This is a genomic window from Microbacterium sp. NC79 (assembly GCF_019061125.1).
Lineage (GTDB): Bacteria > Actinomycetota > Actinomycetes > Actinomycetales > Microbacteriaceae > Microbacterium.
In genome coordinates this window covers 967131-992787 of sequence record NZ_JAHQYI010000001.1, presented here as the reverse complement: position 1 = coordinate 992787, position 25657 = coordinate 967131, and the positions used below count along the sequence as shown (strand labels likewise).

General features: G+C 62.1%; 27 protein-coding genes. 9 read left to right on the top strand and 18 right to left on the bottom strand.

Features of this window, described 5'->3' with window-relative positions:
- Positions 1–24: 24 nt before the first annotated feature.
- Positions 25–891 (bottom strand): PHP domain-containing protein, encoded by an 867-nt coding sequence (locus tag KTJ77_RS04390; protein ID WP_217337268.1) that lies wholly within the window; start codon positions 889–891, stop codon positions 25–27.
- 74 nt (positions 892–965) lie between these two features.
- Between KTJ77_RS04390 and KTJ77_RS04385 the strand changes: the two genes are divergently transcribed.
- Positions 966–2006, top strand: a complete 1041-nt coding sequence (locus tag KTJ77_RS04385; RefSeq protein ID WP_217337267.1) for an endonuclease/exonuclease/phosphatase family protein — start codon at positions 966–968, stop codon at positions 2004–2006.
- Positions 2007–2018: 12 nt separating this feature from the next.
- Positions 2019–3425 carry an aminopeptidase P family protein gene (locus tag KTJ77_RS04380; RefSeq protein ID WP_217337266.1) on the top strand — a complete coding sequence of 469 codons (1407 nt, stop codon included), beginning with the start codon at positions 2019–2021 and terminating at the stop codon, positions 3423–3425.
- A gap of 61 nt (positions 3426–3486) precedes the next feature.
- Here KTJ77_RS04380 and KTJ77_RS04375 read toward each other — a convergent pair whose 3' ends face one another.
- The 5 genes from KTJ77_RS04375 to KTJ77_RS04355 form a co-directional block, all read right to left on the bottom strand.
- Entirely contained in the window at positions 3487–4389 is a 903-nt protein-coding gene (locus KTJ77_RS04375) for a glycine betaine ABC transporter substrate-binding protein (protein WP_217337265.1), read from the bottom strand.
- Positions 4390–4487: 98 nt separating this feature from the next.
- Entirely contained in the window at positions 4488–5378 is an 891-nt protein-coding gene (locus tag KTJ77_RS04370) for a proline/glycine betaine ABC transporter permease (RefSeq protein WP_217337264.1), read from the bottom strand.
- Positions 5378–6652, bottom strand: a complete 1275-nt coding sequence (locus KTJ77_RS04365; protein WP_217337263.1) for a glycine betaine/L-proline ABC transporter ATP-binding protein — start codon at positions 6650–6652, stop codon at positions 5378–5380. The genes KTJ77_RS04370 and KTJ77_RS04365 overlap by 1 nt, the downstream gene beginning before the upstream one ends.
- Before the next feature lie 268 nt (positions 6653–6920).
- Positions 6921–7580: an alpha/beta family hydrolase gene (locus KTJ77_RS04360; protein ID WP_217337262.1), complete on the bottom strand. Its 660-nt coding sequence runs from the start codon at positions 7578–7580 to the stop codon at positions 6921–6923.
- Complete coding sequence (locus KTJ77_RS04355) at positions 7577–8200, bottom strand: general stress protein (RefSeq protein WP_217337261.1); 624 nt, start codon at positions 8198–8200, stop codon at positions 7577–7579. Before KTJ77_RS04355 ends, KTJ77_RS04360 begins: the two co-directional genes overlap by 4 nt.
- A gap of 67 nt (positions 8201–8267) precedes the next feature.
- Between KTJ77_RS04355 and KTJ77_RS04350 the strand changes: the two genes are divergently transcribed.
- From KTJ77_RS04350 to KTJ77_RS04335, 4 genes are read left to right on the top strand one after another with little or no spacing between them, the layout of a single operon-like run.
- Positions 8268–9527: a CBS domain-containing protein gene (locus KTJ77_RS04350; protein WP_217337260.1), complete on the top strand. Its 1260-nt coding sequence runs from the start codon at positions 8268–8270 to the stop codon at positions 9525–9527.
- On the top strand, positions 9527–10054 hold the full coding sequence (locus tag KTJ77_RS04345; protein ID WP_217338330.1) for a DUF1003 domain-containing protein: 528 nt from the start codon (positions 9527–9529) through the stop codon (positions 10052–10054). Before KTJ77_RS04350 ends, KTJ77_RS04345 begins: the two co-directional genes overlap by 1 nt.
- Positions 10041–11168 (top strand): Mrp/NBP35 family ATP-binding protein, encoded by a 1128-nt coding sequence (locus KTJ77_RS04340; RefSeq protein WP_217337259.1) that lies wholly within the window; start codon positions 10041–10043, stop codon positions 11166–11168. The genes KTJ77_RS04345 and KTJ77_RS04340 overlap by 14 nt, the downstream gene beginning before the upstream one ends.
- 51 nt (positions 11169–11219) lie before the next feature.
- The gene (locus KTJ77_RS04335) at positions 11220–11993 is read left to right on the top strand and encodes an isocitrate lyase/phosphoenolpyruvate mutase family protein (protein WP_217337258.1); all 774 of its coding nucleotides are present in this window, start codon (positions 11220–11222) and stop codon (positions 11991–11993) included.
- Between the two features lie 82 nt (positions 11994–12075).
- Here KTJ77_RS04335 and KTJ77_RS04330 read toward each other — a convergent pair whose 3' ends face one another.
- Positions 12076–12480 (bottom strand): twin-arginine translocase TatA/TatE family subunit, encoded by a 405-nt coding sequence (locus tag KTJ77_RS04330; RefSeq protein ID WP_217337257.1) that lies wholly within the window; start codon positions 12478–12480, stop codon positions 12076–12078.
- 70 nt (positions 12481–12550) lie between these two features.
- On the opposite strand from KTJ77_RS04330, the gene KTJ77_RS04325 reads away from it, so the two are divergent.
- Positions 12551–13183, top strand: coding sequence for an O-methyltransferase (locus KTJ77_RS04325; protein WP_217337256.1), 633 nt, complete (start codon positions 12551–12553; stop codon positions 13181–13183).
- A 59-nt stretch (positions 13184–13242) separates the two neighbouring features.
- Here the strand turns inward: KTJ77_RS04325 and KTJ77_RS04320 are convergent, their stop codons facing one another.
- From KTJ77_RS04320 to dapE, 3 genes are all read right to left on the bottom strand, one after another.
- Positions 13243–13416, bottom strand: coding sequence for a DUF3117 domain-containing protein (locus KTJ77_RS04320; RefSeq protein WP_147824742.1), 174 nt, complete (start codon positions 13414–13416; stop codon positions 13243–13245).
- 73 nt (positions 13417–13489) lie between these two features.
- Complete coding sequence (locus KTJ77_RS04315) at positions 13490–14701, bottom strand: hypothetical protein (protein WP_217337255.1); 1212 nt, start codon at positions 14699–14701, stop codon at positions 13490–13492.
- Positions 14689–15759, bottom strand: a complete 1071-nt coding sequence (gene dapE, locus KTJ77_RS04310; RefSeq protein WP_217337254.1) for a succinyl-diaminopimelate desuccinylase — start codon at positions 15757–15759, stop codon at positions 14689–14691. The genes KTJ77_RS04315 and dapE overlap by 13 nt, the downstream gene beginning before the upstream one ends.
- Before the next feature lie 57 nt (positions 15760–15816).
- Here dapE and dapD point away from each other — a divergent pair, with 57 nt between their 5' ends.
- A complete protein-coding gene (gene dapD, locus KTJ77_RS04305) occupies positions 15817–16752 on the top strand; it encodes a 2,3,4,5-tetrahydropyridine-2,6-dicarboxylate N-succinyltransferase (protein ID WP_217337253.1) in 936 nt (311 codons plus the stop codon).
- Between the two features lie 57 nt (positions 16753–16809).
- Here the strand turns inward: dapD and KTJ77_RS04300 are convergent, their stop codons facing one another.
- The 8 genes from KTJ77_RS04300 to KTJ77_RS04265 form a co-directional block, all read right to left on the bottom strand.
- Positions 16810–18105 (bottom strand): citrate synthase, encoded by a 1296-nt coding sequence (locus tag KTJ77_RS04300; RefSeq protein ID WP_217337252.1) that lies wholly within the window; start codon positions 18103–18105, stop codon positions 16810–16812.
- A 157-nt stretch (positions 18106–18262) separates the two neighbouring features.
- Positions 18263–19372, bottom strand: coding sequence for a succinyldiaminopimelate transaminase (gene dapC / locus KTJ77_RS04295; protein ID WP_217337251.1), 1110 nt, complete (start codon positions 19370–19372; stop codon positions 18263–18265).
- Complete coding sequence (gene fdxA / locus KTJ77_RS04290) at positions 19369–19686, bottom strand: ferredoxin (RefSeq protein WP_217337250.1); 318 nt, start codon at positions 19684–19686, stop codon at positions 19369–19371. Before fdxA ends, dapC begins: the two co-directional genes overlap by 4 nt.
- Positions 19687–19695: 9 nt before the next feature.
- Positions 19696–20067 (bottom strand): histidinol dehydrogenase, encoded by a 372-nt coding sequence (locus KTJ77_RS04285; RefSeq protein ID WP_367948824.1) that lies wholly within the window; start codon positions 20065–20067, stop codon positions 19696–19698.
- Between the two features lie 40 nt (positions 20068–20107).
- Positions 20108–20422 (bottom strand): AzlD domain-containing protein, encoded by a 315-nt coding sequence (locus KTJ77_RS04280; RefSeq protein WP_217337249.1) that lies wholly within the window; start codon positions 20420–20422, stop codon positions 20108–20110.
- The gene (locus tag KTJ77_RS04275; RefSeq protein ID WP_217337248.1) at positions 20419–21126 is read right to left on the bottom strand and encodes an AzlC family ABC transporter permease; all 708 of its coding nucleotides are present in this window, start codon (positions 21124–21126) and stop codon (positions 20419–20421) included. Before KTJ77_RS04275 ends, KTJ77_RS04280 begins: the two co-directional genes overlap by 4 nt.
- A gap of 72 nt (positions 21127–21198) precedes the next feature.
- Positions 21199–23109, bottom strand: coding sequence for a translational GTPase TypA (typA, locus tag KTJ77_RS04270; protein ID WP_217337247.1), 1911 nt, complete (start codon positions 23107–23109; stop codon positions 21199–21201).
- Between the two features lie 131 nt (positions 23110–23240).
- The gene (locus KTJ77_RS04265) at positions 23241–25007 is read right to left on the bottom strand and encodes an ABC transporter ATP-binding protein (protein WP_217337246.1); all 1767 of its coding nucleotides are present in this window, start codon (positions 25005–25007) and stop codon (positions 23241–23243) included.
- A 38-nt stretch (positions 25008–25045) separates the two neighbouring features.
- Between KTJ77_RS04265 and KTJ77_RS04260 the strand changes: the two genes are divergently transcribed.
- Entirely contained in the window at positions 25046–25651 is a 606-nt protein-coding gene (locus KTJ77_RS04260; RefSeq protein WP_217337245.1) for a PH domain-containing protein, read from the top strand.
- The last annotated feature ends 6 nt before the right edge of the window (positions 25652–25657 follow it).

Below are 25657 nucleotides of genomic sequence, written 5' to 3'. Positions count from 1 at the left end.
GCGCCATGTGGTTCCGCGCCATGCCTACGTCGGATAAACCGGATCGATCCCCGTGGCGCGATCAATAATGCGCGCCACGTTCGCATCGCTCGTGGTGTTTTCACCCGGCAGATTCGGTTTTCCGGAACCGTGATAGTCGCTGGAGCCAGTCACGATCAGGTCGTGACGCTCAGCGAGCGCGTGAAGCACGCGCTTACCCTCCGGCGTGTTCTCGCGGTGCCCGATTTCCACGCCGCCAAGGCCGAGACCGATGAGTTCTTCGATGATGGGCATCGGCAACATCCGGTTGCGCCCTGCCGGGTGAGCGATTACCGAAACGCCACCCGCGTCAGCAATGAGCCGCACCGCGTCACGCGGATCCGGCGCGTACAGCGGAATGATGTATCCCATCCGCGGGTGCAGAATCCCTGCGAAGGCTTCCTCGCGGCTCTTCACGATGCCGCGGGCAATCATCGCATCCGCAATGTGCGGGCGGCCGACACTCGCGTCCTCCGTGCGCTGCGCCAGCACGTCATCCCAATCAAGCGTGTAGTCGGTGCGAATATTTCGCACGATGCGCTCGGCCCGGGAGAGCCTGTCTGCGCGAATCTTCTCGCGTTCGGCCAGGATTCCGTCGTGGTCAGGGTCAAATAGATAGGCAAGCATGTGCGTCGAGCCGCCCTGATATCGGGTGGAGAACTCCATGCCAGGCAAAAGCGTCATGCCGAGATCGCGGGCGGCGCTCGTCGCTTCTTCCCACCCTGCCGTCGTGTCGTGGTCGGTCAGAGCCACGGTACGAAGACCGTACTCGTAGGCGGATGAAAGCACTTCGGCTGGCGGTTGGGTGCCGTCTGAGCGCGACGAATGCAGGTGTAGGTCACTCGGACCGTTCCATCGCTGTGTATTCGCCATATCTGAACAATATCGGAGCCAAGGAACAGGCGCTCTCGACCGTTCTCACAGGCACATCCGCGTAGGCTTTAAGCGTGTTGCGGTTGTTCGGAGTTCTGGTGACGATTGTGCTGGCTGTTGCCACCGCAATCGTCACGTGGCCGCAGTTCTTTCAGCTCGAGAACACATTCCCCTTCGTGCAACTTGTCGCCGTTCGCGGCCCCATCGCAGTCGGATTTGCGACCCTCACTCTGATCGCCCTGTTGCTCTCGATGGCGAAGCCGATCCGCGGGTTCGCCGCGAGCGTCGCCCTCATCTGCTTTATCGGTGCTGGCGCAAACGCAGGCATCATGCTGACCCGCGGAGTTGGTTCCGAGAGTCTCCCCCAGGCAACGGAATCCAGCCTGCGGGTGATGACCTGGAACACGGCAGGCGAAGCCACGCCCGCCAGCACGATCGCAAAGACGGCGGTCGCGATGGGTGCAGACGTGATTGCGCTGCCGGAAACTTCTGAAGAGGTCGGCGAGCGCGTAGCCGAAGAAATGAGTGTGCTGGGTTCGCCGATGTGGGTTCATCACGTCGCCTACAACGACAAGGTCGCTTACGGCCCACAAGCGTGGGAGACCACCCTCCTGATCTCGCCCGATCTCGGCGATTACTCCGTGATTGCCTCATCGAAAGACGGGTCAAGCAACACCGGAACCGTGCCGAGCCTCGTCGCTATGCCGATTGACGGCGCTGGCCCGATTTTTGTCGCGGTCCACGCCGTCGCTCCCCGCCTCGACGCCATGGATGCGTGGAAGCACGACCTGCAGTGGGTTGCCGACCAGTGTTCTACCGACAACGTCATTTTGCTCGGTGACTTTAACGCCACCGTTGACCACATGGCCGGCTACGGCACTGAGGGTGGCTTGATGGGTCAGTGCACCGATGCGGCGACCGCGACAGGCAACGGTTCCATCGGCACATGGCCCACCGATTACCCCGCGCTCGCTGGCGCCCCGATCGACCACGTCATGGCCTCGTCACAGTGGGTGGCGACCGGGTCAGTCGTTCTGAAATCGCTTGACGATTCGGGGAGCGACCATCGCCCCCTCATCGTGCAGTTGGAACCTGCCAACTCTGTCTCACCGTGAGAGGATTGAGCCATGACCAGTGGTGAATCAACGACGAAAACCGAAGCAGAGGCGCCGGTAAACGTCAATCGCAAGCAGCCGTTTCCCCAGGGCTTCCTGGACACGATTTCGACCGGATGGGCAGAGCCCGACAATTCCGCTCCCGCACTCATCGAGCAGGCCCCGTTTGCTGCCCGTCGTCGCGCCGCGGTGAGTGCCGCGTTCGTTGGCAAGCGCCTGGTCGTTCCCGCTGGTGCGCTGAAGCAGCGCAGCAACGACACAGACTACGCTTTCCGGGCACACTCGGCGTTTAGCCACCTCACCGGTTGGGGCGCGCACTCTGAGCCCGACGCCGTCTTGGTGTTTGACCCGACAGCCGAAGGCCACGACGTCACGCTTTATTTCCGCGAACGCGCTGACCGCACAACGAGCGAGTTCTACTCGAACGCGTCGATCGGTGAGTTCTGGATCGGACCTCGACCGTCGCTCGAGCAGGTTTCCGCCGCGCTCGGAGTCGCAACGCGACACCTTGACACGTTCGAAACAGGCGACGCTGACCTCGTCGTCGACGAGAGCGACGAGCTGACCCAGTTCGTCTCTGAACTACGCCTCGTCAAAGACGACTACGAAATCGCTCAGCTGCAGCTCGCCGTCGATGTCACCGCGGCTGCGTTTGACGACGTCCTCACCGATCTGAAGTCCGCCACCGAGCACCGCCGCGGTGAGCGCGTTATCGAGGGTGTCTTCGCCCGTCGCGCACGCATGGATGGCAACGGTGTTGGCTACGACACGATCGCTGCCGCCGGCCCGCACGCCTGCTATCTGCACTGGACCCGCAACGACGGCAAGGTTGTCGATGGCGAACTGGTGCTGATGGACGCTGGTGTCGAGGTCGACAGCCTGTACACCGCCGACATCACCCGCACCTTCCCCGTGAACGGCACTTTCTCCCCCGTGCAGCGCAAGGTGTACGAAGCGGTACTTGAGGCCGCAGACGCCGCATTCGCGATCGCGCGCCCTGGCATTAAGTTCAAGGAACTGCACGAAGCCGCAATGACCGTGATCGCCGCGAAGGTGTCGGAGTGGGGCCTGCAGCCGCTCAGCGCAGAAAACCTGTTGCACTCGGAGACCGGTGGCCAGCACCGTCGCTACATGGTGCACGGAACCAGTCACCACCTGGGTATTGACGTTCACGACTGCGCGCAGGCGCGTCGCGAAATGTACTACGAGGGCATTCTCGAAGAGGGCATGGTCTTTACCATTGAGCCCGGCCTGTACTTCCAGGCAGACGATCTGACGGTGCCTGAGGAGTTCCGTGGCATCGGCGCACGCATCGAAGACGACGTTGTGGTCACCGCTGATGGTGTTCGCAACCTGTCGGCAGCGATCCCCCGCACGGCCGATGAGGTCGAAGCGTGGGTGCAGCGCCTGCGCGACTAAGCCACGTTCCCCAATGGTTGAGCCCCGACGCCTGGCGTCGGGGCTCAACCATTTCAGCGGCCTACTTGGTCAGGCCGTCAACCCATTCCTGGTTCTCAGCCATCCACGCCTTCACGATATCCGTGTAGTCAGTGACGTCTTCTTCACCGGAGTTGTACATCGCGTTTTCTAGCGAGAAGAGCACGTCCGAGTCCATCTCGAAGTCGGAGAGCCATGCGTGCACCTCGGGGAATTCCGTCTTGAAGTCCGCTCCCGCGATGGTGTGGATCTCTTCGGCAGCGCCCAGCGTTCCCTCCGGGTCCGCAAGATCCTTGATGTCGAACGCGTCATATGCCCAGTGCGGGCGCCACAGCGTCACGGCAACGTTGTCGCCTGCTTCAAGCTTCGTCTGCAGCTCAGCGAGCATGGCAGGCGTGGACGACGTGATGTAGTCCATCGACTCCAGGCCGTACGTCGGAATGACGTTGTCTTGCGTCGCCTTCGTGAGACCAGCACCGGGCTCAATACCGATGAGACGGTTGCCGAACAGGTCGGCGTTTGCCGCCAGATCAGCCAGCGAGTCAACGGGCGCGTCAGCGTTTACAGCGATCGTCAACTTCGCGTCCGTGTTCCACGCGCCGAGGTCATCGATTTGCTCGCCATACTCCGTGAAGTAGTCGGCGTGCGTGAACGGCAACCAGCCGTCCAGCGCGATGTCGTAGCTCCCGTCGGAAACACCGAGGAATACCGGGCCAGCGTCGGCGTACTCGAGGTCGACGTTGTACCCCTTGTCTTCGAGAACGATCTTCCAGATGTACGACGCCGCTTCGCCCTCAGGCCATCCGTTGAAGACACCAATCGTGATGTCTTTCGATGCACTCGCGTCGCCGCCGTTGTCGCCGCTATCGGTGCTTGAGCACCCGGCAAGAGCAATACTCGCGACGGCTCCCAGAGCCAGGACGCGAAGAGTGTTTCGCTTCTTCATAATTTTCCTTTCCTTCCGCGTGCTGTGCCGCGGTTGTTGGGGATACCCACGAGGACCGCGGGCCGTCCGCACGCGTACGCGTGCGGCAGATTGATGGATTAGGCCGATGCCGCAGAGCGGGCAGTCACGGCGTTTTTGGCGCGCTTGGACTGGCCCAATGCGCCGGTGATGCGGTCAAGAATCATCGCGATGACGACGACCGAGACTCCCGCTTCAAAACCGAGCGGAACATTCACTGAACTCAGCGACGCGACGATCGGCTTTCCGAGGCCGGGAGCGCCAACCATGCTGGCGATGACAGACATCGATAGCGACAGCATGATCACCTGGTTGATACCGGCCATGATGGATGGCATCGCAAGGGGAAGCTGAATCTGACGCAGAATGCGACCAGGGGTGGCACCGAACGCGTGGCCGGCCTCCACGACTTCTTGATCCACACCGCGAATACCGAGCTCCGTCAAGCGCACGCCGGGAGCGACGGCAAACATGATGGTCGCCACGATGCCGGGAACCGGCCCAACGCTGAAGAGGAAGATGGCGGGCAGTAGATACACGAATGCTGGCATCGTCTGCAGGAAGTCAAGGATCGGCCGCACCACGTTTGAGACCCGCTGCGAACGGGCAGCCCAAATGCCGACAGGAATCGCGATCGCGGTGGCGATCACGACAGCAACGACGGTGAGCGCCAACGTGTACATCGCGTTTTCCCACTGCGCGACCGTGATGATCAGCACGAGGCCCAATGCCGTACCGATGGCCAGTTTGTAGCCCTTCGCAAAGTAGGCGAGGACTGTGAGCACCAGGATGATCACCCACGCAGGCGGTGCGGTGAACAGCCACGACGCTCCGTCGTAGATTGACGTGAAGATCTGAGCGACGACGTCAAAGAAGCCACCCAGGTATTCCTTCAAGAAGTTGATGATTTCTTTGACGGCCTTGCCAAGCGGAATGCGGGCCCCGTCGGTCAGCCACTGCCACAGATCCATTACTCGGCCTCCCCTTCTGTCGCGGCATCAACAAGCGGGGTGAACTGCGCCACCATCTCGATGGGCGTTTGAATAATGGGCATCTCGCGGGTCGTGGCAGGCACGTTTCCGAGCGCGGCCAGGAGTGTCACGCGAGGGATCACACCGATGAGACGCTTCTTCTCATCGACAACGGCCAACGGAACGGGACTTTCCACGGCGGCTTCCACGATGTCGGTGAGCAAATCGTTGGGCCCGACGGTGAGAACGTTGGTTTCCACGATCGCTCGCAGATCGGTGGTTCCGGATTTCACCGCACGAATAACGTCACGGTCAGTCACGACGCCGACGAGTCGCCTGCTCTCCACCGCGAACACGGCGCTCACCTGTTCTTCGCGCAGTACACGCAACGCACCACGCACTCCTGCGCTCACCGGTGTCGTCAGGTGAGGTGGTTCCATCACGGCGCTCGCTGTCAGCACGCGCGCACGGTCAACGTCCTGCACAAACTGAGCGACGTAGTCGTTGGCCGGGTCGGTGAGAATCTCTTCAGGTGTGCCCTGCTGCACAATGCGTCCGTCACGCATGACGGCGATGCGATCGCCCAAGAACATGGCTTCGTTGAGGTCGTGAGTGATGAAGATGATGGTTCGTCCCAGCTCCTGTTGGAGCTCTACGAGTTGCTCTTGCATTTCGCGGCGGATGAGCGGGTCAAGCGCGGAGAAAGCCTCATCCATCAACAGGATGTCGGTGCCTGCCGTCAGTGCGCGAGCGAGGCCAACGCGCTGGCGCATGCCACCGGACAGCTCATCAGGAAACGCGTCTGGGCGATTTCCCAACCCGACCTTGTCAAGGATTTCCTGAGCGCGCGCCAGCCGTTCGGCTTTCGCGACGCCTTGAATTTCCAGCCCGTAGGCGGCATTGTCAATCACGGTGCGGTGCGGCAACAGGGCGAAGTGCTGGAACACCATCGAAACGGCGCGACGACGCACACCGCGCAGCTCACTCGCCGATGATTTCCCGATGCTGTGCCCCTGTACAAGAACATCACCATCGGTTGGCGTCAGCAGCCCGTTGAGCATGCGAATGATGGTGGATTTTCCGGAGCCGCTGAGCCCCATGATGACGAAGATCTCGCCCCGTTTGACGGTAAAGCTGGCGTCAATAACGGCTGCGGTTCCGGCGTCAGCGACGTCGGTGCGGCTCTCCCCTGCCTTCAGCCGACGCACCGCTGATGCGGGATTTCTCCCAAAGACCTTATAAAGATTCTGCGCAACAAGTGCGGTTTCGGACACGTTACCCCCGGCGCACCTCAAACATCGAGGTGTGCGTTTCGGTCACGTCCGGGTGTTGTCTACGGGGCCGCTTCGACAGCATCCGTACTGACGGCTCGGGCAACAGATTTCGGATCTGCTGCAAAAGACAACGACCATACGCCCGAGCTTCTTCACTGCACTAAAGTCGAAAGAAGAACCCGGTCGCGGACTGGTCTTGGGCTGATCGCCCTCATACCACGCTAACGATGGCTCCTGCCCTGGGCAAATTCCGAGACCGAATCGAGACTTAGCTGGTGTGCTGTCGCATGAGCGCAGCAACGAGCGGCGCGAGGTCTGCGCCCACCTCATCAGCGCCGCGTTTCTTGCCTGCAACCTCGAATGAGTGCCCGCCTCCTTCGATCCACGAAATCGTCGCGGATGGCAGTGCGGAGACAATCTCCTCGAGCTGCGAATGCGGCAAAACGAACGCGTCTTTTGTACCCTCGATGAAGAGTTGCGGAACCGTGATGGCAGGCAAATGCTCGGCGCGTGGGGCTTCGGGTTTGCCCGGTTGGTGCAACGGATAGCCCAGGTAGACCAACCCGGCGACGGACATGCCGTCAGCAACAGCCATCGACGCCATCCGCCCACCGTAACTCTTGCCAGCAGCCCACAGCACAGGTTCCGACGCCAGCTCATCAACCACGGCGCGCCACGTCGCGATCGCATGCGCGGCAGGACCGGGCATGCGCCGCCCCGCCTCGGAGTAAGGAAAGTTAAAGCGTGCCGTGGAGACGCCCTGTGCCCGCATCCCCTCGGCAAAGCCGACCAAGAAGGCATGATTCATCCCCGCACCTGCGCCGTGCGCAATCGGCATCATCGCCCAGGCGTTCTCGGCCCGCTCCACATCAAGCGTGATGGCGGTGTCGCCTTTCGGAAGCGCCACCACCAGTTGCTGCGACGTCATGCGGAGGGCGAGTCCGTAGCCGGGCGGCTCGTCGGACCCTCTTGCGCCGGAACCTCGGGTGCCGTTGCAGACGCTGGCTGGCCGTAGCCAGGGAGGCGCTCGCCGTACTGCGGCGGCGAGTTGTCGATCACCTTCGGCGCGCGCGGACGCACGCCACGAATGTCGTTCATCACTTGGCGAGCCTTGTGGATGCTGGTGGTCGTGACGGTGAGGTCATAGTGGTCGGCGACCATCGCCATCACGCTCGCGAAGGAACGACGACGACGCATGATGAGGTACGACATAAACGACAGCGCCATACCAATGGTCATGCAGATGAACAGCGTCGCGAAATACACCGCCCCGGGGATCTCGGGGTTGATGATGGCCTGGATCGCGCAGGCACCGATACCGAGCATCAGACCGTTGATGAGTCCGCCGCGCGCCGCGGTGAGGTAACCAAGGCGGCCGGTGATGCGCTCAACCGAGCGCAGGCCATTGCCCACGATGGAGATGTCGCGTGGCGGAATGTCCGCCTCGATGAGCTGGGAGGCGGCCTTCTGGGCAGCCTCGTACTCGGGAAACGAAGCGACCGTTTCTCCGATGTCGTTCTTGCCGATATTTGCACCCATCATGCTCATATGGCCATTGTTTCACGACCCCGTGTGTGACTGCCTGACAGTTCGATATCAGGACTACGCTGGGAGCGTGAGCACTCAGAGGGTTTTCGTTGCGCGCCTTGTCGGGTGCACCGTTTTCGACCCCTCCGGCGATCGCCTCGGCAAAGTCCGTGACGTCGTCGTCGTGTACCGAAAATCTGACCCGCCCCGCGTCATCGGCCTCGTCTGCGAGATTCCCGGGCGCCGGCAGGTTTTCGTCTCCATTAACCGGGTGACGTCTATTTCTCAGGGCCAGGTCATTACGACTGGCCTCATTAATGTGCGCCGCTTTCAGCAGCGCGCAGGCGAAATCCGCGTCATTGCCGAGCTCGTCGGTCGCCGGATTACTTTTGCCGATGGTTCCGGCACCGCCACGATTGAAGACGTCGCGATTGAACGTGCCCGCTCAGGTGAGTGGGATGTCAGTCAGCTCTTCCTTCGTAAGCCCAAGACGAGCGCATCGCCGTTCGCGAAGGGCCCCACGACATTTGCCACGTGGCAAGAGGTCCGCGAGGATCATCTGCCTGGTCACGCCCAGTCAGCCGAACACCTCGTGCAGTCGATGTCAGATATGAAGCCTGCCGACCTGGCAAACAGCCTGCTTGATCTGCCAGAAGCCCGCATGCTGAGTGTTGCCGTCGAGCTGCCAGACGAGCGTCTCGCTGATGCTCTCGAAGAGATGCCTGAAGACGAACAGGTTCACATTCTTGAGCAGCTCGGTGACGAGCGTGCCGCCGACATTCTGGATGCCATGGAACCAGATGACGCGGCAGACTTGCTCGCTCAGCTCCCCGAGGGGCGCCTCCAGCAGTTGCTTGAGCTGATGGAGCCGGACGAAGCCGAAGACGTTCGCGCGCTGCTGCAGTACGGCCCAGACACGGCTGGTGGTCTGATGACAACCGAGCCGATCATCATGTCGGCAGATGCCACTGTGGCCGAGGCCCTCGCACTGATTCGTCGCCACGAGCTTCACCCGGCCCTCGCCGCCGCCGTCTTCGTAACGCTGCCGCCGTATGAAACCCCGACGGGTCGACTGCTTGGCGTCGTCCACTTCCAGAAGATGCTGCGCTATCCCCCGCACGAGCGGTTAGGTTCCATCATCGACGACACCGCAGAGCCGGTGCTCGCGTCGGCGTCTGCCGTTGAAGTGGCGCGCATTCTCGCCTCGTACGACCTGGTGTCTTTGCCCGTGGTCGATATCAGCCACCGCCTCGTCGGCGCGATCTCGATCGATGACATGCTCGACTACCTGTTGCCTGATGACTGGCGTTCACACGACACTGAGACGCAGCCGGGAGCGCGTTCGTGATGGCGCGCGGACAACAGCTCGAGACGCCGCTCGGTCGCGCCAGCCGCCGCACGTCAGCTGAGTCGAAGGACCGCTTTGGCCGGTTCACCGAATGGATTGCGCGGGCCATGGGTACGCCCATGTTCTTGGCGATGCTGACGCTGTTCTGTATTGCATGGATCGCATGGAACACGCTCACTCCGGCGCACGTGCGCTTTGACTCCGCTGCAAACGGCTTTACCGCGCTGACCCTGATGCTTTCGCTGCAGGCGTCGTACGCTGCCCCGCTCATCCTGTTGGCGCAGAACCGCCAGGATGACCGCGACCGCGTGCAAATTGAGCAAGACAGGCAGCGCGCTGAACGCAACCTTGCCGACACCGAGTACCTCGCTCGCGAAGTCGTGGCGTTGCGCATGTCGATTGACGATATGACCAAGGAGGTCATGACCCGCGACATGCTGCGTCAAGAGCTCCGCGCTCTCCTCGAAGATCTCGACCGTCGCGACGAGAGTGCAGGCGGCACCGAGGAGCACCATGAGCGCCGTTGACGCAGTCCGCTTGGCCGTCGGCAGCGTCACCGACCCCGAGCTTCGTCGCCCGCTTGCTGATCTGGGCATGATCCGCGATGTGCGGATCGACGGAACCACTGCGCACGTCGACATGGTGCTCACGATTGTGGGGTGCCCGGCTGCAACGCGAATAGAGGCGGATGTTCGTGCCGCAGCGCTCAGCGTTGCGGGGGTGGCAGAAGCCGATATTCACGTCGGCGTGATGACACCGGCCGAACGTGCGGAACTCACCGAAAAACTTCGCGCCGGGCGCCACGCGCGCGTCATGCCATTTGGCCCTGATTCGCTTACCCGGGTGATCGCCGTCACAAGCGGAAAGGGGGGCGTCGGAAAATCAACCATCACCGCGAACCTCGCGATCGCCCTCGCCAAGCAGGGGCTCCGCGTCGGCCTCATCGACGCCGACGTGCACGGCTTCTCTATTCCGGCGTTGATGGGAATACCGGCAAATACAACGCCAACCCGACTCGATGACATGATCCTGCCGCCCATCGCGCACGACGTCCGCGTCATTTCGATCGGCATGTTCTTACAGGCAGGCAACAACAACGGAGCTGTCGCGTGGCGCGGGCCGATGCTTCACCGCACGGTGCTGCAGTTTCTCACCGACGTGTATTTCGGTGATCTCGACGTGTTGTTGCTCGACATGCCGCCAGGCACAGGCGATATGGCGATTTCGGTCGGGCAGATCCTGCCGCACGCCGAGGTTCTCGTCGTCACTACGCCGCAAGCAGCGGCAAGCGATGTCGCCGTGCGCAGCGGACTCGTTGCCCGTCAGACCGGCCAAAACATCATTGGGGTCGTCGAAAACATGGCGGCGCTGACGCTTCCCGATGGTTCCGTTCTGGAGCTTTTTGGCTCAGGCGGCGGCGACGAGGTTGCGCGCGCACTTTCGGATGACACTCACGAGGTCGCTGTACTCACGCGCGTACCACTCAGCGTTGCCCTTCGCACCGGCGGCGACACCGGTGAAGCCGTGGTGCTGGCGGCCCCAGACGACCCCGCAGCGGTCGCGATTACGAATCTGGCAACGCTCGTGAAAAGCCGGGGCCGTGGCCTCGAGGGCAGGTCACTGTCGATGACAGTTTCTTAGCCACACGGCAACCCCCTATCTTCTCCAGGCCCGTTCGGAGAGACTGTGGCCATGATGATCGAAGAGAAATCAGCCACACTCCTCAAACTGCATGAAGACGATGCCATTCTCAGTGTTGTCAACGTGTGGGATGCCATTTCCGCCAAGGTCGTCGCGGAGACTCCCGGAACCACGGCACTGGCGACGGCAAGTCACTCCATTTCTGCGACGCTCGGGTATCCGGACGGCGAGGTCATTCCGTTCGAAGAACACCTCCTCATGATCCGTCGGATCGTCGCGGCAACCGACCTCCCGGTGAGCGCGGATCTCGAGGCCGGGTACGGCAATGCTGGTGAGGCCGTACGTCGGGCGATTGGTGTCGGCGTCGTCGGCGCAAACATCGAAGACCAGATGAAGCCACTCGCGGAAGCAACCCGTGCTGTGGAAGACGTTATGAACGCTGGCGAAAAGGAGGGCATAACGTTCGTCTTGAACGCCCGCACCGACGCGTTCCTGCGCGCGGGCGATCGTGATCCTTCCGCGGTTCTTGACGACGCGATCGCGCGTGGGCAGGCATATCTTGCCGCAGGCGCGCCGGTTGTCTTCGTGCCGGGAAAACTGAATGAGGATCAGGTGCGAGCACTTGTCGATGCCTTCGGTCCTCGTAAACTCACCATGATCGGCGTGCCAGGTTCACTCTCCCGCGACCGCCTGCAGGAGCTTGGCGTGGCTCGCATCTCATACGGTCCGTGGTCGCAGCGCGTCGCGCTGACGGCACTGCAGGAGCTCACTGCTGGCGTTGCCGCTGGCGACAGCCTGCCCGAAGGGACAAAGCCCCTGAACTAGCGCTATCGCGCGCTCAGCGGGAGACGCGCAGGAAGGGAGGCGTCAGCCACGACGCATGCTCGCGGCAATGACAGCGGGGACCTTATGTGGCTTCGTTGTCGTACGGGGGAATTTCCCCCGCTTCCAGGCGCGCGACGGTGCGCGTCGGCGCCATGGTTCCGCTGAATCCGGCGGCACCTGCACCCATCGGCGCACCGCTGCCTACTGCACCCGCTGTCGGTACGGGCACCACCTCATCAAGAATTGCTTCCCTGATGATGCGGCGCGGGTCGTATTGCCGCGGATCCAGCTTGCGCCAATCCACGTCTTCGAACTCAGAACCCATCTCAGTGGAGACACGATCCTTCGCGCCACGCAGGTATTCTCCTGCACGTTTAATGAGCCGTGCGAAGCCTTCCGCATATTTCGGCAACCGCTCAGGACCGACGACCATTAGCGCGATCACCGCGATCACGACCAGCTTGTCGGCAGAGAGCCCGAAGTTCATGCCTTTAGATTACCCGCCGCGCCTTAGCGAATGCCATGACAGCACCCCGTAGCCTTGTCATGGAGGAGTCATGAGCGAACACGATGCTATTGCCCGCTTTGCCCGGGAGTCGATTATCGAACCCGAGCACATTCAGCGCGCCCGCACCCATGCAGTCGAAATCGGGGCGCACCCGATCAGCGCTGGCATCGGCGCGCAGTGTGCTGTCGTTGCCGCTGCGACCGCCGCCACCAGCATGGTGGAGATCGGAACCGGTGCAGGCGTTTCCGGACTCTGGCTCCTGCATGGCGCACCGGGAGCGATTTTGACAACCATCGACAGCGAACCCGAAAACCTCGGTGTCGCACGGCAGTCCTTCCACGAAGCGAAGGTTCCGGCGTCGCGCGCCCGCTTTATCTCGGGCCGCGCGCTGGACGTCCTGCCCCGCATGAACGAAGCCTCCTACGACATCGTGATGATCGACGCCGATCCAGAAAACGTCATCGCCTACGTTGAGCACGGGCTCCGCCTAGTCCGCCCTGGCGGCACGGTACTCATCCCCCGCGTTCTCAACGGCGGAAAGGTGGCCGACCCGGTACAGCGGGATGAAACGACGCGCGCATACCGCTCACTCATTCAGGAGACACAGGCATCCCCCGCGGTCGTCGGCGCACTCTCCACCCTCAACGAGGGACTCCTCCAACTGACTTTGCTGTCCGAGTAAGCAGACAGATACACGAATGGCCGGGTGAATAATCACCCGGCCATTCGCATTATGAGAAGTTAGGCGGCGTTGACGACGCCACTCAAAACCTCGTGCAGTTCCTTGGCTTCGTCATCGTTGACGGAGACAACGAGTCGTCCGCCCCCCTCCAGCGGAACGCGCACGATAATGAGGCGTCCTTCCTTCACGGCTTCCATCGGTCCGTCGCCGGTCCTTGGCTTCATGGCTGCCATTGCGGGCCCCTTTCGTCCTGGTATACCTCTAGTTTATCGGTTTCCTGGACACTGGCCATTCGACAGCGAAATGTTAGGGAATTCGCGTGATGGTGTTTCCGTACGCGTACATCTCGAAAATCCAGATGGCCTGGTAAATCAGGCACCCCGCAAGCACCGCGATCCGCCCCCACAACGGCTTAATCTGGGCGGGCGCGCCCCACAGCGGTGACAGCGGAACCAACAATCGCAGCGTCGAGGACTGTGGGAAGAACACCGCGACGAGATAAAGCAGATAGCTTGCTGAAAACAGGCGCACTTCCATCCCCAGCGCACGCACGGCACGAGCGCGCACCAGTAGCCACATGGTTCCGGCAACCAGCAGGCCAAAAACCGTCCACCCCAGCCACGCAGGCAATTGCCACTGGGCAAACCAGAAGTTCAGACCGAGAATCCACCCGTCAAACGGTACGAAGTGCGTCGAAGACTCAGGCAACCAGTTTCGTCGCCATGACAGCTCCGTCTGCAAATACGCGGTCGGATCCCCCATCGCAAGGCCTGCGATCACCGGCCAACTGAGACCGACAACGGCGGCAAGCAGTCCAGTGGCAATGATGTGGTTAATGTGCGCAAGCGGCAGCGGGTCACGGCGCCGCCTGACCCATCGCCAAATGCCATACAGCGCCAGCATCAGGGAGAAGGCAAGAACGCCTGGACGCGTGTATCCCATCAAGGGGATCAGGAGATAAAGCCAGGCAAACTGCCGAGTCACGACGACGTACAGCGCGGTCAGCAGGAAGAACAGGAAAAGGGCTTCGGCATACCCGACATGAAATAGCGCGGCGAGCGGGCCATTGGCGAAGAAGATCACCGCCCACAGCGACTGCGATTCGCTCAGCCGTGTTCGCATGAGGGCGTAGAGGGCGTAGCTGGCTCCGAACCCAGCGACAAGCGACACGATCGCCGCACCGACAACCCAATGCCCGAACGGCAGAGCCACGATCTTCGCGAGGTAAGCGTAAACCGGCATAAAGGCCCACGCGTTCTCCATCGGTCGACCGTCATCGGAGAGCGGGAGGTCGGAGGGGTAACCGACGTCAGCCACGATCCAATACCAGTTGGCATCCCACCCGAGGATGAAATCGCCGACGGTCGCCGCAGCACCGTACCGAGACTGCGGGCCAGCTGCGGAGGCAGCGGCAAACAGCACGCTCAGCGTGATGACCCGCGAGACCAGGTAAATCGCCGCCACCTGCACGAGCGCAGAGGGGCGCGGCGCGTCAAAACGTGCGATTAGGCGAGCCACGCGCGCAACGCAGTCTCGACTGCCACGATCTGTGAAATCTCGACGCGTTCTTGATCATGGTGCGCAAGCGACGGATCACCCGGACCGTAGTTCACGGCCGGAATGCCCGCTTCGGAGAAGCGCGCGACATCCGTCCAGCCGTATTTCGGCTTCGCTTCGGCTCCCACCGCTGCCACAAACTCCTGCGCCAACGGCGCGTCTAAACCGGGCCGTGCTCCGGCGGCGAGGTCAGTGAATTCCACCTCGAAGCCGGCAAAGAAGTCACGCACGTAGTCCTGCGCTTCGTCGGTCGAACGGTCGGGGGCAAACCGAAAGTTCACCTCCACCTCGCACAGGTCAGGAATGACATTGCCAGCCACACCGCCCGTGATACCAACGGCATTGAGGCCCTCACGGTAGACGAGCCCCTCCACATCCGCATCACGCGGGGTGTACTCGGTTAAACGCGCCAGGATGGGCGCTGCCGCGTGAATGGCGTTCTCCCCCATCCACGCCCTGGCGGAGTGTGCTCGCGAGCCGTGGGTGCGTACAACGGCGCGCAGGGTGCCATTGCAGCCGCCCTCGACGGCACCGTTGGATGGTTCGCCGAGGATCGCGAAATCACCCAGCATCAGGTCGGGGCGGTTTCGTGCGAGTCGTCCGAGACCGTTGAGCGAGCTGTCGACCTCTTCGTTGTCGTACCACAGCCATGTAATGTCGACCGATGGTTCCACCAGTTCTGCCGCAAGCTTCAGCTGCACGGCAACGCCCGCCTTCATGTCGACGGTGCCGCGCCCCCAAATGTATTCAACGCCGTCACTCTCGGACAGCTGTGTTGGCAGGTTGTGGTTGATCGGCACGGTGTCAATGTGGCCTGCGATGATGACGCGACGGTCCCGCCCGAGATTGGTGCGCGCGACAATGAGGTCGCCGTCGCGAATGACCTCGAGGTGCGGGTACGCGGTGAGCGCTTCCTGCATCAGATCGGCCAGCCGCTTCTCATCACCAGAAACACTGGGAACGTCGCAAATGTCACGAGTGAGTTGAACAGCGGAGACGGTGAGATCAAGCGTCGACATGCGAACCACTCTAGTAGCGCGCAAATCGACCACGCACGCCGGTAGTAACGTTGACCCATGACTGAAGCACGTTGGATCTGGGGTGAGGGTCTGCGGACCGTGGCACACGACGGAACGGTGCTCGATGCACTGTACCCGTCGCCGGCGATCGGACGCGCGCCACATGAGGCCCCGCTGACGCTCGCAGGGCGCACCGATGACCGCCGTGGCGTCACGGTCGAGGCCGTCATTGTCGAGATCGATCTGGAAGCGCCTCCGGCTTCTACTGAAGATGCCTACCTCCGTCTTCAGGCGTTGTCGCTCCTGCTGGTACGCCCGAACGAACTCAACCTCGATGGCATCTTCGGTCACCTTCCTAACGTCGCATGGACCAACGCTGGCCCGATGCTCCCCGCCGAGGTCGGTAGCCGTCGTGCTGCCCTCCAGGCCGCTGGTATCCAGGTACAGGGGCTCGACAAGTTCCCGCGCCTCACCGACTATGTGCTTCCGGTTGGCGTGCGTATCGCGGATGTCTCACGCGTGCGGTTGGGGGCATATTTGAGCCCCGGAACCACGGTGATGCACGAAGGATTCGTCAACTTCAACGCGGGTACGTTGGGCGCCTCGATGGTGGAGGGCCGTATTTCGCAGGGTGTCGTTGTCGGCGATGGTTCTGACATTGGTGGCGGCGCCTCCATCATGGGCACTCTTTCAGGCGGTGGATCGCATCGCGTCTCGATTGGCGAGCGCACGCTGCTTGGCGCAAACGCCGGAATCGGCATTTCCCTTGGCGATGACTGCGTCGTGGAGGCCGGCCTCTACGTGACCGCCGGATCCAAAATCATCATGATCGATCAGCCGCTGCAGTCAGACGGCTCCCCCGTCATCATGAAGGGTTCTGACCTCTCGGGCAGGAACGCCCTGATGTTGCGCCGCAACTCGCTGACAGGCGCCATTGAAGCCGTCGCCAGGCACGGTGTCGGAGTCACCCTGAACGACGCCCTGCACGCGTAACCGTGACACAACAAAGCCCCAGCAGAAAACAATCTGCTGGGGCTTTGTTGTGTCTGCTTACAGACCCGGGTAGTTGCGCTCAGGTGCACCTGTGTACAGCTGCTGCGGGCGACCAATCTTGTTCTGCGGGTCGGTGTTGAGCTCGCGCCAGTGCGCCAGCCAGCCGGGAAGGCGACCGATCGCAAACAGCACGGTGAACATACGCGTCGGGAAGCCCATCGCCTTGTAGATCACGCCGGTGTAGAAGTCGACGTTCGGGTACAGGCGACGCGACTGGAAGTACTCGTCGTTGAGAGCGATCTCTTCGAGCTCCTTCGCCAGGTCAAGCAGCGGGTCCTTCACGCCGAGCTCGGCAAGAACCTCGTCAGCCGACTCCTTCACGAGCTTCGCACGCGGGTCGTAGTTCTTGTAGACACGGTGACCGAAGCCCATGAGCTTGACACCGTCTTCCTTGTTCTTGACGCGCTCGACGAAACGCTTGACGCCCTCGCCCGAATCGCGAATCTTCGCAAGCATTTCCAGAACTGCCTCGTTCGCGCCGCCGTGCAGCGGGCCGTACAGCGCGTTGATGCCTGCCGAGATGGAGGAGAACTGGTTGGCGCCTGTGGAACCCACCAGGCGCACGGTCGAGGTCGACGCGTTCTGCTCGTGGTCTTCGTGCAGGATGAGCAGACGCTCAAGCGCACGCGACATGATCGGGTTGACTTCGTACTCTTCGCTGAGCACACCGAAGTTGAGCTTGAGGAAGTTGTCCACGAAGCTCAGCGAGTTGTCTGGGTACAGGAACGCCTGACCGATGCTCTTCTTGTGTGCGTAAGCCGCGAGCACGGGAAGCTTGGCGAGCATGCGAATCGTGTTGAGTTCGACGTGCTCGGGGTTGTGCGGGTCGGACTGACCTTCGTAGTAGGTCGACAGCGCCGAGACCGCCGAAGACAGCACAGACATCGGGTGCGCGGTGTGCGGCAGTGCCGAGAAGAAGTGCTTGAGGTCTTCGTGAATCAGGGTGTGACGACGAATCTTCTCGTCGAACTCACCGAGCTGGTCAGCGGTGGGCAGCTCGCCGTAGATGAGCAGCCAAGCCACCTCGAGGTAGGAGCTGTTCTTTGCCAGCTGCTCGATGGGATAACCGCGGTAGCGCAGGATGCCTTCGTCACCATCAATGAAGGTGATTGCGGACTTCGTGGCTGCCGTGTTCACGAAACCGTAGTCCAGCGCCGTGTGGCCGGTCTGCTTGGTGAGCGTTGCAAAATCGATGGCCGGGGTGCCATCTGTTCCCTGCAAAACGGGGAATTCGGCGGTTGTGCCGCCAATCGACAGTGTGGCCTTCTCGGGCTGGGTTGCCGCGTCCGTCACGGTGCCTCCTTGCGATCTGTATCGACGAGAGTCGTATTCGCCGCGCGGTGACGCGGTCGGTCGGGGCTTCACATGGAAGCCACACATTTACAGCCTAGTAGGAGTCAGAGAGTACTGTTGACCGCCGCAAAGGATCGCGCGAATCGATAGAGATCACCTACGAAGCGTGACGGAGGCGCGCGGCCGCAGCCGCGATGCGCTCATCCGTTGCGGTGAGTGACAGCCGCACATGCTGCGCAAAGGACGGCCCGTAGAACACGCCGGGGCCAGCCAGGATGCCCAGACCCACCAGACGTTCCATGCTCTCCCAGGCGTCTCGCCCTTCGGTGGCCCACAGATAGAGTCCGGCTTCGCTGCGGTCAATGCGGAACCCGGCCGCTTCCAGCGCCGGCTTCAACACCGCACGGCGCGCACGGTAACGCTCCTTCTGCTCCGTGACGTGGTCATCATCGGCCAACGCCACTGCCATGGCGTGCTGCACAGGCAACGGCAACATCAGGCCCAGGTGCTTGCGCGCGGTGAGCAAACGCTCCACGAGAGCAGAATCCCCCGCGAGGAAGGCCGCACGGTAGCCTGCCAGGTTTGACTGCTTCGACAACGAGTACACCGACAGCACGTTCGTGATGTCGCCACCCGTCACGCGCGGGTCCAATACCGACGGAATCGCCTCGGTATCCCACGGCGCATCCCACCCCAGCTCGGCATAGCACTCATCGCCAGCAATGACGGCGCCGAGCTCTCGCGCGCGCTCAACAGCAACGCGCAACTCCGCGGCGCTCCACACCCGGCCATCGGGGTTCCCAGGTGAATTTAGCCAAATCAGCTTGGTTCCGTCCGGCCACAGCGCCGGATTATCCTGCGCGACGGGTGTCGCGCCGACAACAACTGCACCGACCTCATAGGTCGGGTAGGCGGCGCGCGGGTGCACGACAATATCGCCCTCCCCTAGACCCAACAGGGTGGGCAGCAACGCGACGAGTTCTTTCGAACCGATCGTGGGCAGCACGTTGTCTGGAGTCAGTCCAGTGACACCGCGCCGACGTTCGAACCAGGCGACGATCGCTTCGCGAAGCGGAACCGTGCCGACAGTCTGCGGGTAGGCGTGCGCCTCGGTAGCTGCGGCAAGCGCTTCACGAATGACGACAGGTGTGGGGTCGACGGGCGAACCGATCGAGAGGTCAACGATGCCGTCAGCGTGTTCGCGAGCGCGCTGTGCGAGCGGCGCGACAGCATCCCACGGATAGTCAGCGAGGTCCCGGATGCTCATGCCTGCGGCGGCAACACAGAAACGACGGGGTGGTCCTTCGGGATCACACCCACCTTGGCGGCGCCACCGGGAGATCCGACGCCATCGAAGAATTCGACGTTCGCCTTGTAGTAGTCAGACCATTCTTCCGGCAGGTCGTCTTCGTAGTAAATAGCCTCAACCGGGCACACCGGTTCGCACGCACCACAGTCAACACACTCATCAGGATGGATGTAGAGCATCCGCTCACCCTCGTAAATGCAGTCAACGGGGCATTCATCGATGCAGGCGCGGTCTTTCACGTCTACACACGGCAGTGCAATTACGTACGTCACAGGATCAGTCTACTTCGGGTTGAGGGTGCGAAGCCGTGACGCGTCCGGCCAGACAGCGATGAGCACAATGACCGCAGTCAGGCTGAGTGACCACACCACACCCAGGATGGAATCCGGAACCACGACAGAACCGCCTGGGCCGACACCAGAAAAGAGGAGCAGCATTGCCATCATTCCGAGACCTCCGGCAGCAACGGCAATGCGGTCTTCCGTGATCATCCGAATCGCGACGAGGATGGCAGCGCAGCCGATGATTCCGACGGCGAAACCAAGCGGAAGCCCGAAGGGCATCGCGGCGTAACCAATGGTTCCAGCTGCACCAAAGACAGCACCGAGCGCGATTGCCATAAGCCAGGTCAGAATGCGGGAGAAGAGCTGCACCCCGCTATCGTACTCGCGCTGGTTTGGTGCGAGCCGAGCGTTAGGCGGCGAGGCCCCACAGACGCAACAACGCCGCCGTGACCGCACCTGCGAGCACGACGAGCAAGAAGGGCGCGCGCACGCTCAACAAAATCGCGGCAACGATAACCGCGGGGATGCGCGCGTCCAGCACAATGCTTTGGTCTTTCGCGAGCGTTTGTGTCGCGATCAGCGCCGCAAGCAACGCCACCGTGAGCAGGTCGGTGATGCGCGCAGTACGCGGCTCCTCCAGCCAGTGCGTTGGGGTGAGGTATCCGGCGAGTTTGAGCAGCATGCAGGCAACGCACGCGAGGAGAACGGCAGACCACAGTGTCATGCGACAGCCTCCTTTGACCCGAAGAGGTTGAACCATCCCACAATGACCGCGACGCTCGCGGCGATCAACACGGGAGCACCCGGCATCACGATGGGAGTAACAGCGGTGGCGACGACAGCCGCCATCACCCCAACAGCGATGGCCTGGCGAGACTTGAGACGCGGCCAGAGTAGTGCGACGAAAGCAGCCGCGGCGGCAGCATCAAGGCCCCAGGCACGCGGGTCGCCGAGCACATCCCCAAGCAGGGCGCCGAGGAGTGTCATCAGGTTCCATCCGATGAAAATTCCGATGCCCGTGGCCCAGAAACCAATACGACGCGACCTGGTGTCCTGCTGAGCCAGCGCCACAGCGGTCGATTCGTCGATCGTCAGGTGGGCTGCCGCGATGCGCTTCGCTTTACTGCCACCGATGAGAGCCGACAGACGCATCCCGTATGCCAGGTTGCGGATACCGAGAAGCGCGGAGCTCGCAATGGCGGCGGGCGTTGCCGCCAGGCCGCCCGTGCCGATCACCCCGATAAAGGCGAACTGTGATCCGCCGGTAAACATCAGCAGGCTCAGCACACAGGTCTGCCAAATATCGAGACCGCTGCCCATGGCCAGCGCACCAAACGAAATACCGTAGGCACCGGTCGCGAGCGATACACCAATAGCATCGCGCCACGCACGGCGGGCGTTGGCCTCAGCAACATCGGAATCAGACACGAGAGTTATCTTCGCACTGAAACGCAACGTGCCCACACCATGTGGCGTGGGCACGTTGCGTAGGGCGAACGCTTAGGCGTTGGCGTCCTGCTTCTTCAGGCGGCTCGTAGCGCGGGCACGCGCGTTTCCATCGAGCTCAACCTTGCGAATACGAACCTTTTCCGGCGTGACCTCAACGCACTCGTCTTCACGAGCGAACTCGAGGCTCTCTTCGAGCGAGAGCAAACGCGGCGGCGTCATCGACTCGAAGGTGTCAGACGAAGCAGCACGCATGTTGGTGAGCTTCTTTTCCTTCGTGATGTTGACGTCCATGTCATCGTTACGCGAGTTCTCGCCGATCACCATGCCCTCGTACACCTCGTCCTGAGGCGAAACGAAGAAGCTCATACGCTCCTGCAGCGCGATGATGGCGAACGGCGTGACAACACCGGAACGGTCAGAAACGATCGAGCCGTTCTGACGCGTCACGATCTGGCCAGCCCACGGCTCGTAGCCGTGCGAAATCGCGTTGGCGATACCGGTACCACGCGTCGTGGTCATGAACTCGGTGCGGAAACCGATCAGACCACGCGACGGAACGATGAACTCCATACGGACCCAGCCGGTTCCGTGGTTCGTCATACCTTCCATGCGACCCTTACGCGCTGCGAGCAGCTGCGTAATCGCACCGAGGTACTCCTCAGGAGCATCGATCGTGAGGTGCTCGAACGGTTCGTGAACCTTGCCGTCGATCTTCTTCGTGACCACCTGGGGCTTACCAACGGTGAGCTCGAAGCCTTCGCGACGCATGTTCTCGACGAGGATCGCGAGAGCAAGCTCGCCACGGCCCTGAACTTCCCACGCGTCCGGGCGGCCGATGTCGACAACCTTGAGCGAGACGTTACCGATGAGCTCGCGGTCGAGGCGATCCTTCACCATACGTGCCGTCAGCTTGTGGCCCTTGACCTTGCCGACGAGCGGCGAGGTGTTGGTTCCGATGGTCATCGAGATCGCCGGGTCGTCGACGTGGATCATCGGCAGCGGGCGAATGTCGTCGGGGTCAGCGATCGTCTCGCCGATCGTGATGTCTTCAAAGCCGGCAATCGCGACGATGTCGCCGGGGCCAGCCTCTTCAGCGGGGTAACGCTCGAGCGCGCGGGTCTTCATCAGCTCGGTGATGCGGGCGTTGCTTGTGGTGCCGTCTGCACGCACCCAGGCAACCGTCTGGCCCTTCTTCAGCGTGCCGTTGAAGACGCGGAGGAGTGCAAGGCGGCCGAGGAACGGGCTGGAGTCAAGGTTCGTGACCCAGGCCTGCAGCGGAGCCTCGTCGTCGTACGACGGTGCCGGCACGTGCTCGAGGATCGCGTCGAACAACGGTTCGAGGTCATCGTTGTCTGGCAATTCACCGTCGGCCGGACGGTTGCGCGAAGCGGCACCTGCGCGGCCGGAGGTGTACACGACGGGAACATCGAGCAGTGCGTCGACGTCAAGGTCAGGAACGTCGTCGACCAGGTCAGATGCCAGGCCAAGGAGGAGGTCTTGTGCTTCGCCCTCAACGGCCTCGATGCGAGCGTCGGGGCGGTCGGTCTTGTTGACCGCGAGGATAACGGGCAGCTTCGCCTCAAGTGCCTTACGAAGCACGAAGCGGGTCTGCGGCAGCGGACCTTCAGAAGAGTCAACGAGCAACACAACGCCGTCAACCATCGACAGGCCGCGCTCAACCTCGCCACCAAAGTCGGCGTGACCGGGGGTGTCGATGACGTTGATCGTCACCGGAACATCGGAGTGCTTTCCGCTGTACGTGATCGCCGTGTTCTTGGCGAGGATCGTGATGCCCTTTTCGCGCTCAAGGTCACCCGAGTCCATCGAACGGTCTTCGGTGTGGCCGTGCTCGCTGAAGGCGCCCGTCTGACGAAGCATCGCGTCGACAAGCGTGGTCTTGCCGTGGTCGACGTGAGCGACGATTGCGACATTGCGGAGGTCCGGACGGAGGGCATGCGCCATGGAGAGGGTCCTTGCGTTGGGTATTTGTGCCCGGAATGGGGCCTATCTATATTACACGACATGGGAAAAGCCCCCGACGATCCGGCCGATCATCGGGGGCTTTGCCAGGTGTGGACGTTGTTCCGTCGCGCTTAGCTGGCCTGCTGGGAAGCCAGGAGTGCCGCGCGTGCATCACGGCGGATCTTCTGCTCCCCAGGGTCAGGAACCGGAATCGCGGCGATGAGACGCTGCGTGTACGGGTCCTTCGGAGCGTTGAGCACCTGGGCGGTGGGGCCCTGCTCCACGATCGCGCCGTGGTTCATCACGATGAGGCGGTCGGAAAGCGAATCAACAACGGCGAGGTCGTGACTGATGAACAGGCACGCAAAGCCAAGTTCGCTCTGCAGGGTGCGCAGCAGCTTCAGCACGGTGGCCTGCACCGACACGTCGAGGGCCGAGGTCGGCTCGTCGGCGATCAGCAGCTTCGGTTCCAGCGCCAGCGCGCGCGCAATACCGACACGCTGCTTTTGACCACCAGACAGTTCGTGCGGGTAACGGTTGCGGTACGAGCGCGGAAGCTCAACGGCATCGAGAAGTTCCTGCACCTTGACATCAAGGTCACGTCCCTTGGCGATGCCGGCAAGGAGCATCGGCTCACCGATGGACTGGCCAATCGGCAAACGTGGGTTCAGCGATGACGAGGGGTCCTGGAACACGATACCGACGTCTTTGTGCACCTCGCGGAGCAGTCGGCGGTTGGCGTTCGTGATGTCGTGACCGACGACGGACGCTTCACCTTCGGCGATCGGGAGCAGACCGATCGCTGCACGTCCCATCGTCGACTTACCTGAGCCTGACTCACCGACAAGGCCGGTGACTTCGCCGGGGTAGACCGTGAACGTCGCGTGTTCGACAGCGCGGAAGGCAGGCACGCGGCCCTTCTTCGGGTAGTCGATGGCAACGTCCTTGAACTCCAGAACGGGGGCACCCTTGGAGGCGCGCAGCGCGTCTTCCTCAGCGGCAGCCTCAGCGATGCGGATCGCCGAGGTGTCGCCGCGGAGCGCCGCTGTCGTGTCGATGCGCTGTTCTCCATCGAGCCCAGCACCCAAACGCGGCACGGCGGCCAACAACTGTTGCGTGTACGGGTGCTGCGGGTTCGCGAATACCGACTGCGTGGTTCCGCGTTCCACAATCTCACCCTTGCGCATCACGACAATGTCGTCTGCGAGGTCTGCCACCACGCCCATGTCGTGGGTGATGAGCAGAATGGCGGCATCAACGCGGTGTCGCAAATCACGCATCAGGTCGAGGATCTCGGCCTGCACCGTCACGTCGAGCGCGGTGGTCGGCTCGTCGGCGATCAGCAGCTTCGGGTCACACGAGATCGACTGTGCGATCATGGCGCGCTGACGCTGGCCACCAGAGAGCTGGTGCGGGTAGGAGTTGAACGCCTTAAGCGGGTCGGGCAGGTCAACCATGTCGAGCAGCTCGAGCGCGCGGGCCTTTGCCGCACTCGGCGTCATACCGAAGTGCATGCGGAGCGTCTCAATGATCTGGAAGCCGACCGTGAACACGGGGTTCAGCGCGGTCATCGGCTCCTGGAAGATCACGGCAATTTCGCGACCGCGGATACGGCGCAGATCGTCGCCCTTCAGCGACAGAATCTCGCGACCATCGAGGCGAGCGGAACCAGTGACGCGAGCGTTCTTGGGGAGCAGGCCGAGCAGGGCCATCGAACTCACCGACTTGCCGGAACCAGACTCACCAACGATCGCAAGTGCTTCACCTGGGCGCACGTCATAGGTCAGCTTCTTGGCTGCAGGCACCCAAAAGTTGTCAACAGCGAAGTCAACGGAGAGTCCGTCAACTTCCAAAAGGGGCGCGCCTTCGCGGCGCTTTCGTTCTTCTGGCATGTTCATCGTGTGTTCCTCACCATACGAGAGGGGAAAATAGAAGTGTGAAGAGCAATGAAACGACTGTCCATTCCCAATTCAACCGCATTGTGGCGGTGATCCTGTGGGTTCTGAGCGTCGTGCTCATTGTGATCGCGGCGAGTAGCGGCGATTCGCGCCTGACGTGGGTCTACCCCACCGGCGTCTTCTTGGTGGCTTACGCGTACTTTGCGCTGTGGCGTCCGAATGTCACCGTGAGCGACGAGGGCGTGCTGATCCAGAATGTGACGCACCACGTTTTCGTGCCGTGGGTGGCGCTCATCCTGGTTGATACCAAGCACGCGCTGACGCTCTACACGCCGGGAAAGAAGTTCACGGCGTGGTCGGCTCCGGCGCCCGGACTCGTCACGGCTTACACGGCCGGCCGCCGAGCCGCGAACCGTGAGACGCGCGCGGCGGGCGAACGGCCACGGCACGCTGATCTCATCGGAACCGACTCGGGCGACGCGGCCATCGTCATCCGTGAGCGTTGGGAGAAACTGAAGAACGCTGATCGCGTCGCCATCGGCGAAGCGGGCGAGGTCACGGTTCGACGCAACATCGAACCGCTCCCCCTGCTCGTTCTCACGGTGCTCGCCGCAGCAATTGTGGCGGGCTTCTTCCTCAGCTGAGTACAT

Bases quoted from the DNA above. Each gene is read 5' to 3' on its own strand.
- KTJ77_RS04390 (WP_217337268.1), bottom strand. From the start codon at position 891: ATGGCGAATACACAGCGATGGAACGGTCCGAGTGACCTACACCTGCAT.
- KTJ77_RS04380 (WP_217337266.1), top strand. From the start codon at position 2,019: ATGACCAGTGGTGAATCAACGACGAAAACCGAAGCAGAGGCGCCGGTA.
- KTJ77_RS04375 (WP_217337265.1), bottom strand. From the start codon at position 4,389: ATGAAGAAGCGAAACACTCTTCGCGTCCTGGCTCTGGGAGCCGTCGCG.
- KTJ77_RS04370 (WP_217337264.1), bottom strand. From the start codon at position 5,378: ATGGATCTGTGGCAGTGGCTGACCGACGGGGCCCGCATTCCGCTTGGC.
- KTJ77_RS04360 (WP_217337262.1), bottom strand. From the start codon at position 7,580: ATGACGTCGCAGCAACTGGTGGTGGCGCTTCCGAAAGGCGACACCGCC.
- KTJ77_RS04355 (WP_217337261.1), bottom strand. From the start codon at position 8,200: ATGAGCATGATGGGTGCAAATATCGGCAAGAACGACATCGGAGAAACG.
- KTJ77_RS04345 (WP_217338330.1), top strand. From the start codon at position 9,527: ATGGCGCGCGGACAACAGCTCGAGACGCCGCTCGGTCGCGCCAGCCGC.
- KTJ77_RS04340 (WP_217337259.1), top strand. From the start codon at position 10,041: ATGAGCGCCGTTGACGCAGTCCGCTTGGCCGTCGGCAGCGTCACCGAC.
- KTJ77_RS04335 (WP_217337258.1), top strand. From the start codon at position 11,220: ATGATGATCGAAGAGAAATCAGCCACACTCCTCAAACTGCATGAAGAC.
- KTJ77_RS04330 (WP_217337257.1), bottom strand. From the start codon at position 12,480: ATGAACTTCGGGCTCTCTGCCGACAAGCTGGTCGTGATCGCGGTGATC.
- KTJ77_RS04325 (WP_217337256.1), top strand. From the start codon at position 12,551: ATGAGCGAACACGATGCTATTGCCCGCTTTGCCCGGGAGTCGATTATC.
- KTJ77_RS04320 (WP_147824742.1), bottom strand. From the start codon at position 13,416: ATGGCAGCCATGAAGCCAAGGACCGGCGACGGACCGATGGAAGCCGTG.
- dapE (WP_217337254.1), bottom strand. From the start codon at position 15,759: ATGTCGACGCTTGATCTCACCGTCTCCGCTGTTCAACTCACTCGTGAC.
- dapD (WP_217337253.1), top strand. From the start codon at position 15,817: ATGACTGAAGCACGTTGGATCTGGGGTGAGGGTCTGCGGACCGTGGCA.
- dapC (WP_217337251.1), bottom strand. From the start codon at position 19,372: ATGAGCATCCGGGACCTCGCTGACTATCCGTGGGATGCTGTCGCGCCG.
- KTJ77_RS04280 (WP_217337249.1), bottom strand. From the start codon at position 20,422: ATGACACTGTGGTCTGCCGTTCTCCTCGCGTGCGTTGCCTGCATGCTG.
- typA (WP_217337247.1), bottom strand. From the start codon at position 23,109: ATGGCGCATGCCCTCCGTCCGGACCTCCGCAATGTCGCAATCGTCGCT.
- KTJ77_RS04265 (WP_217337246.1), bottom strand. From the start codon at position 25,007: ATGAACATGCCAGAAGAACGAAAGCGCCGCGAAGGCGCGCCCCTTTTG.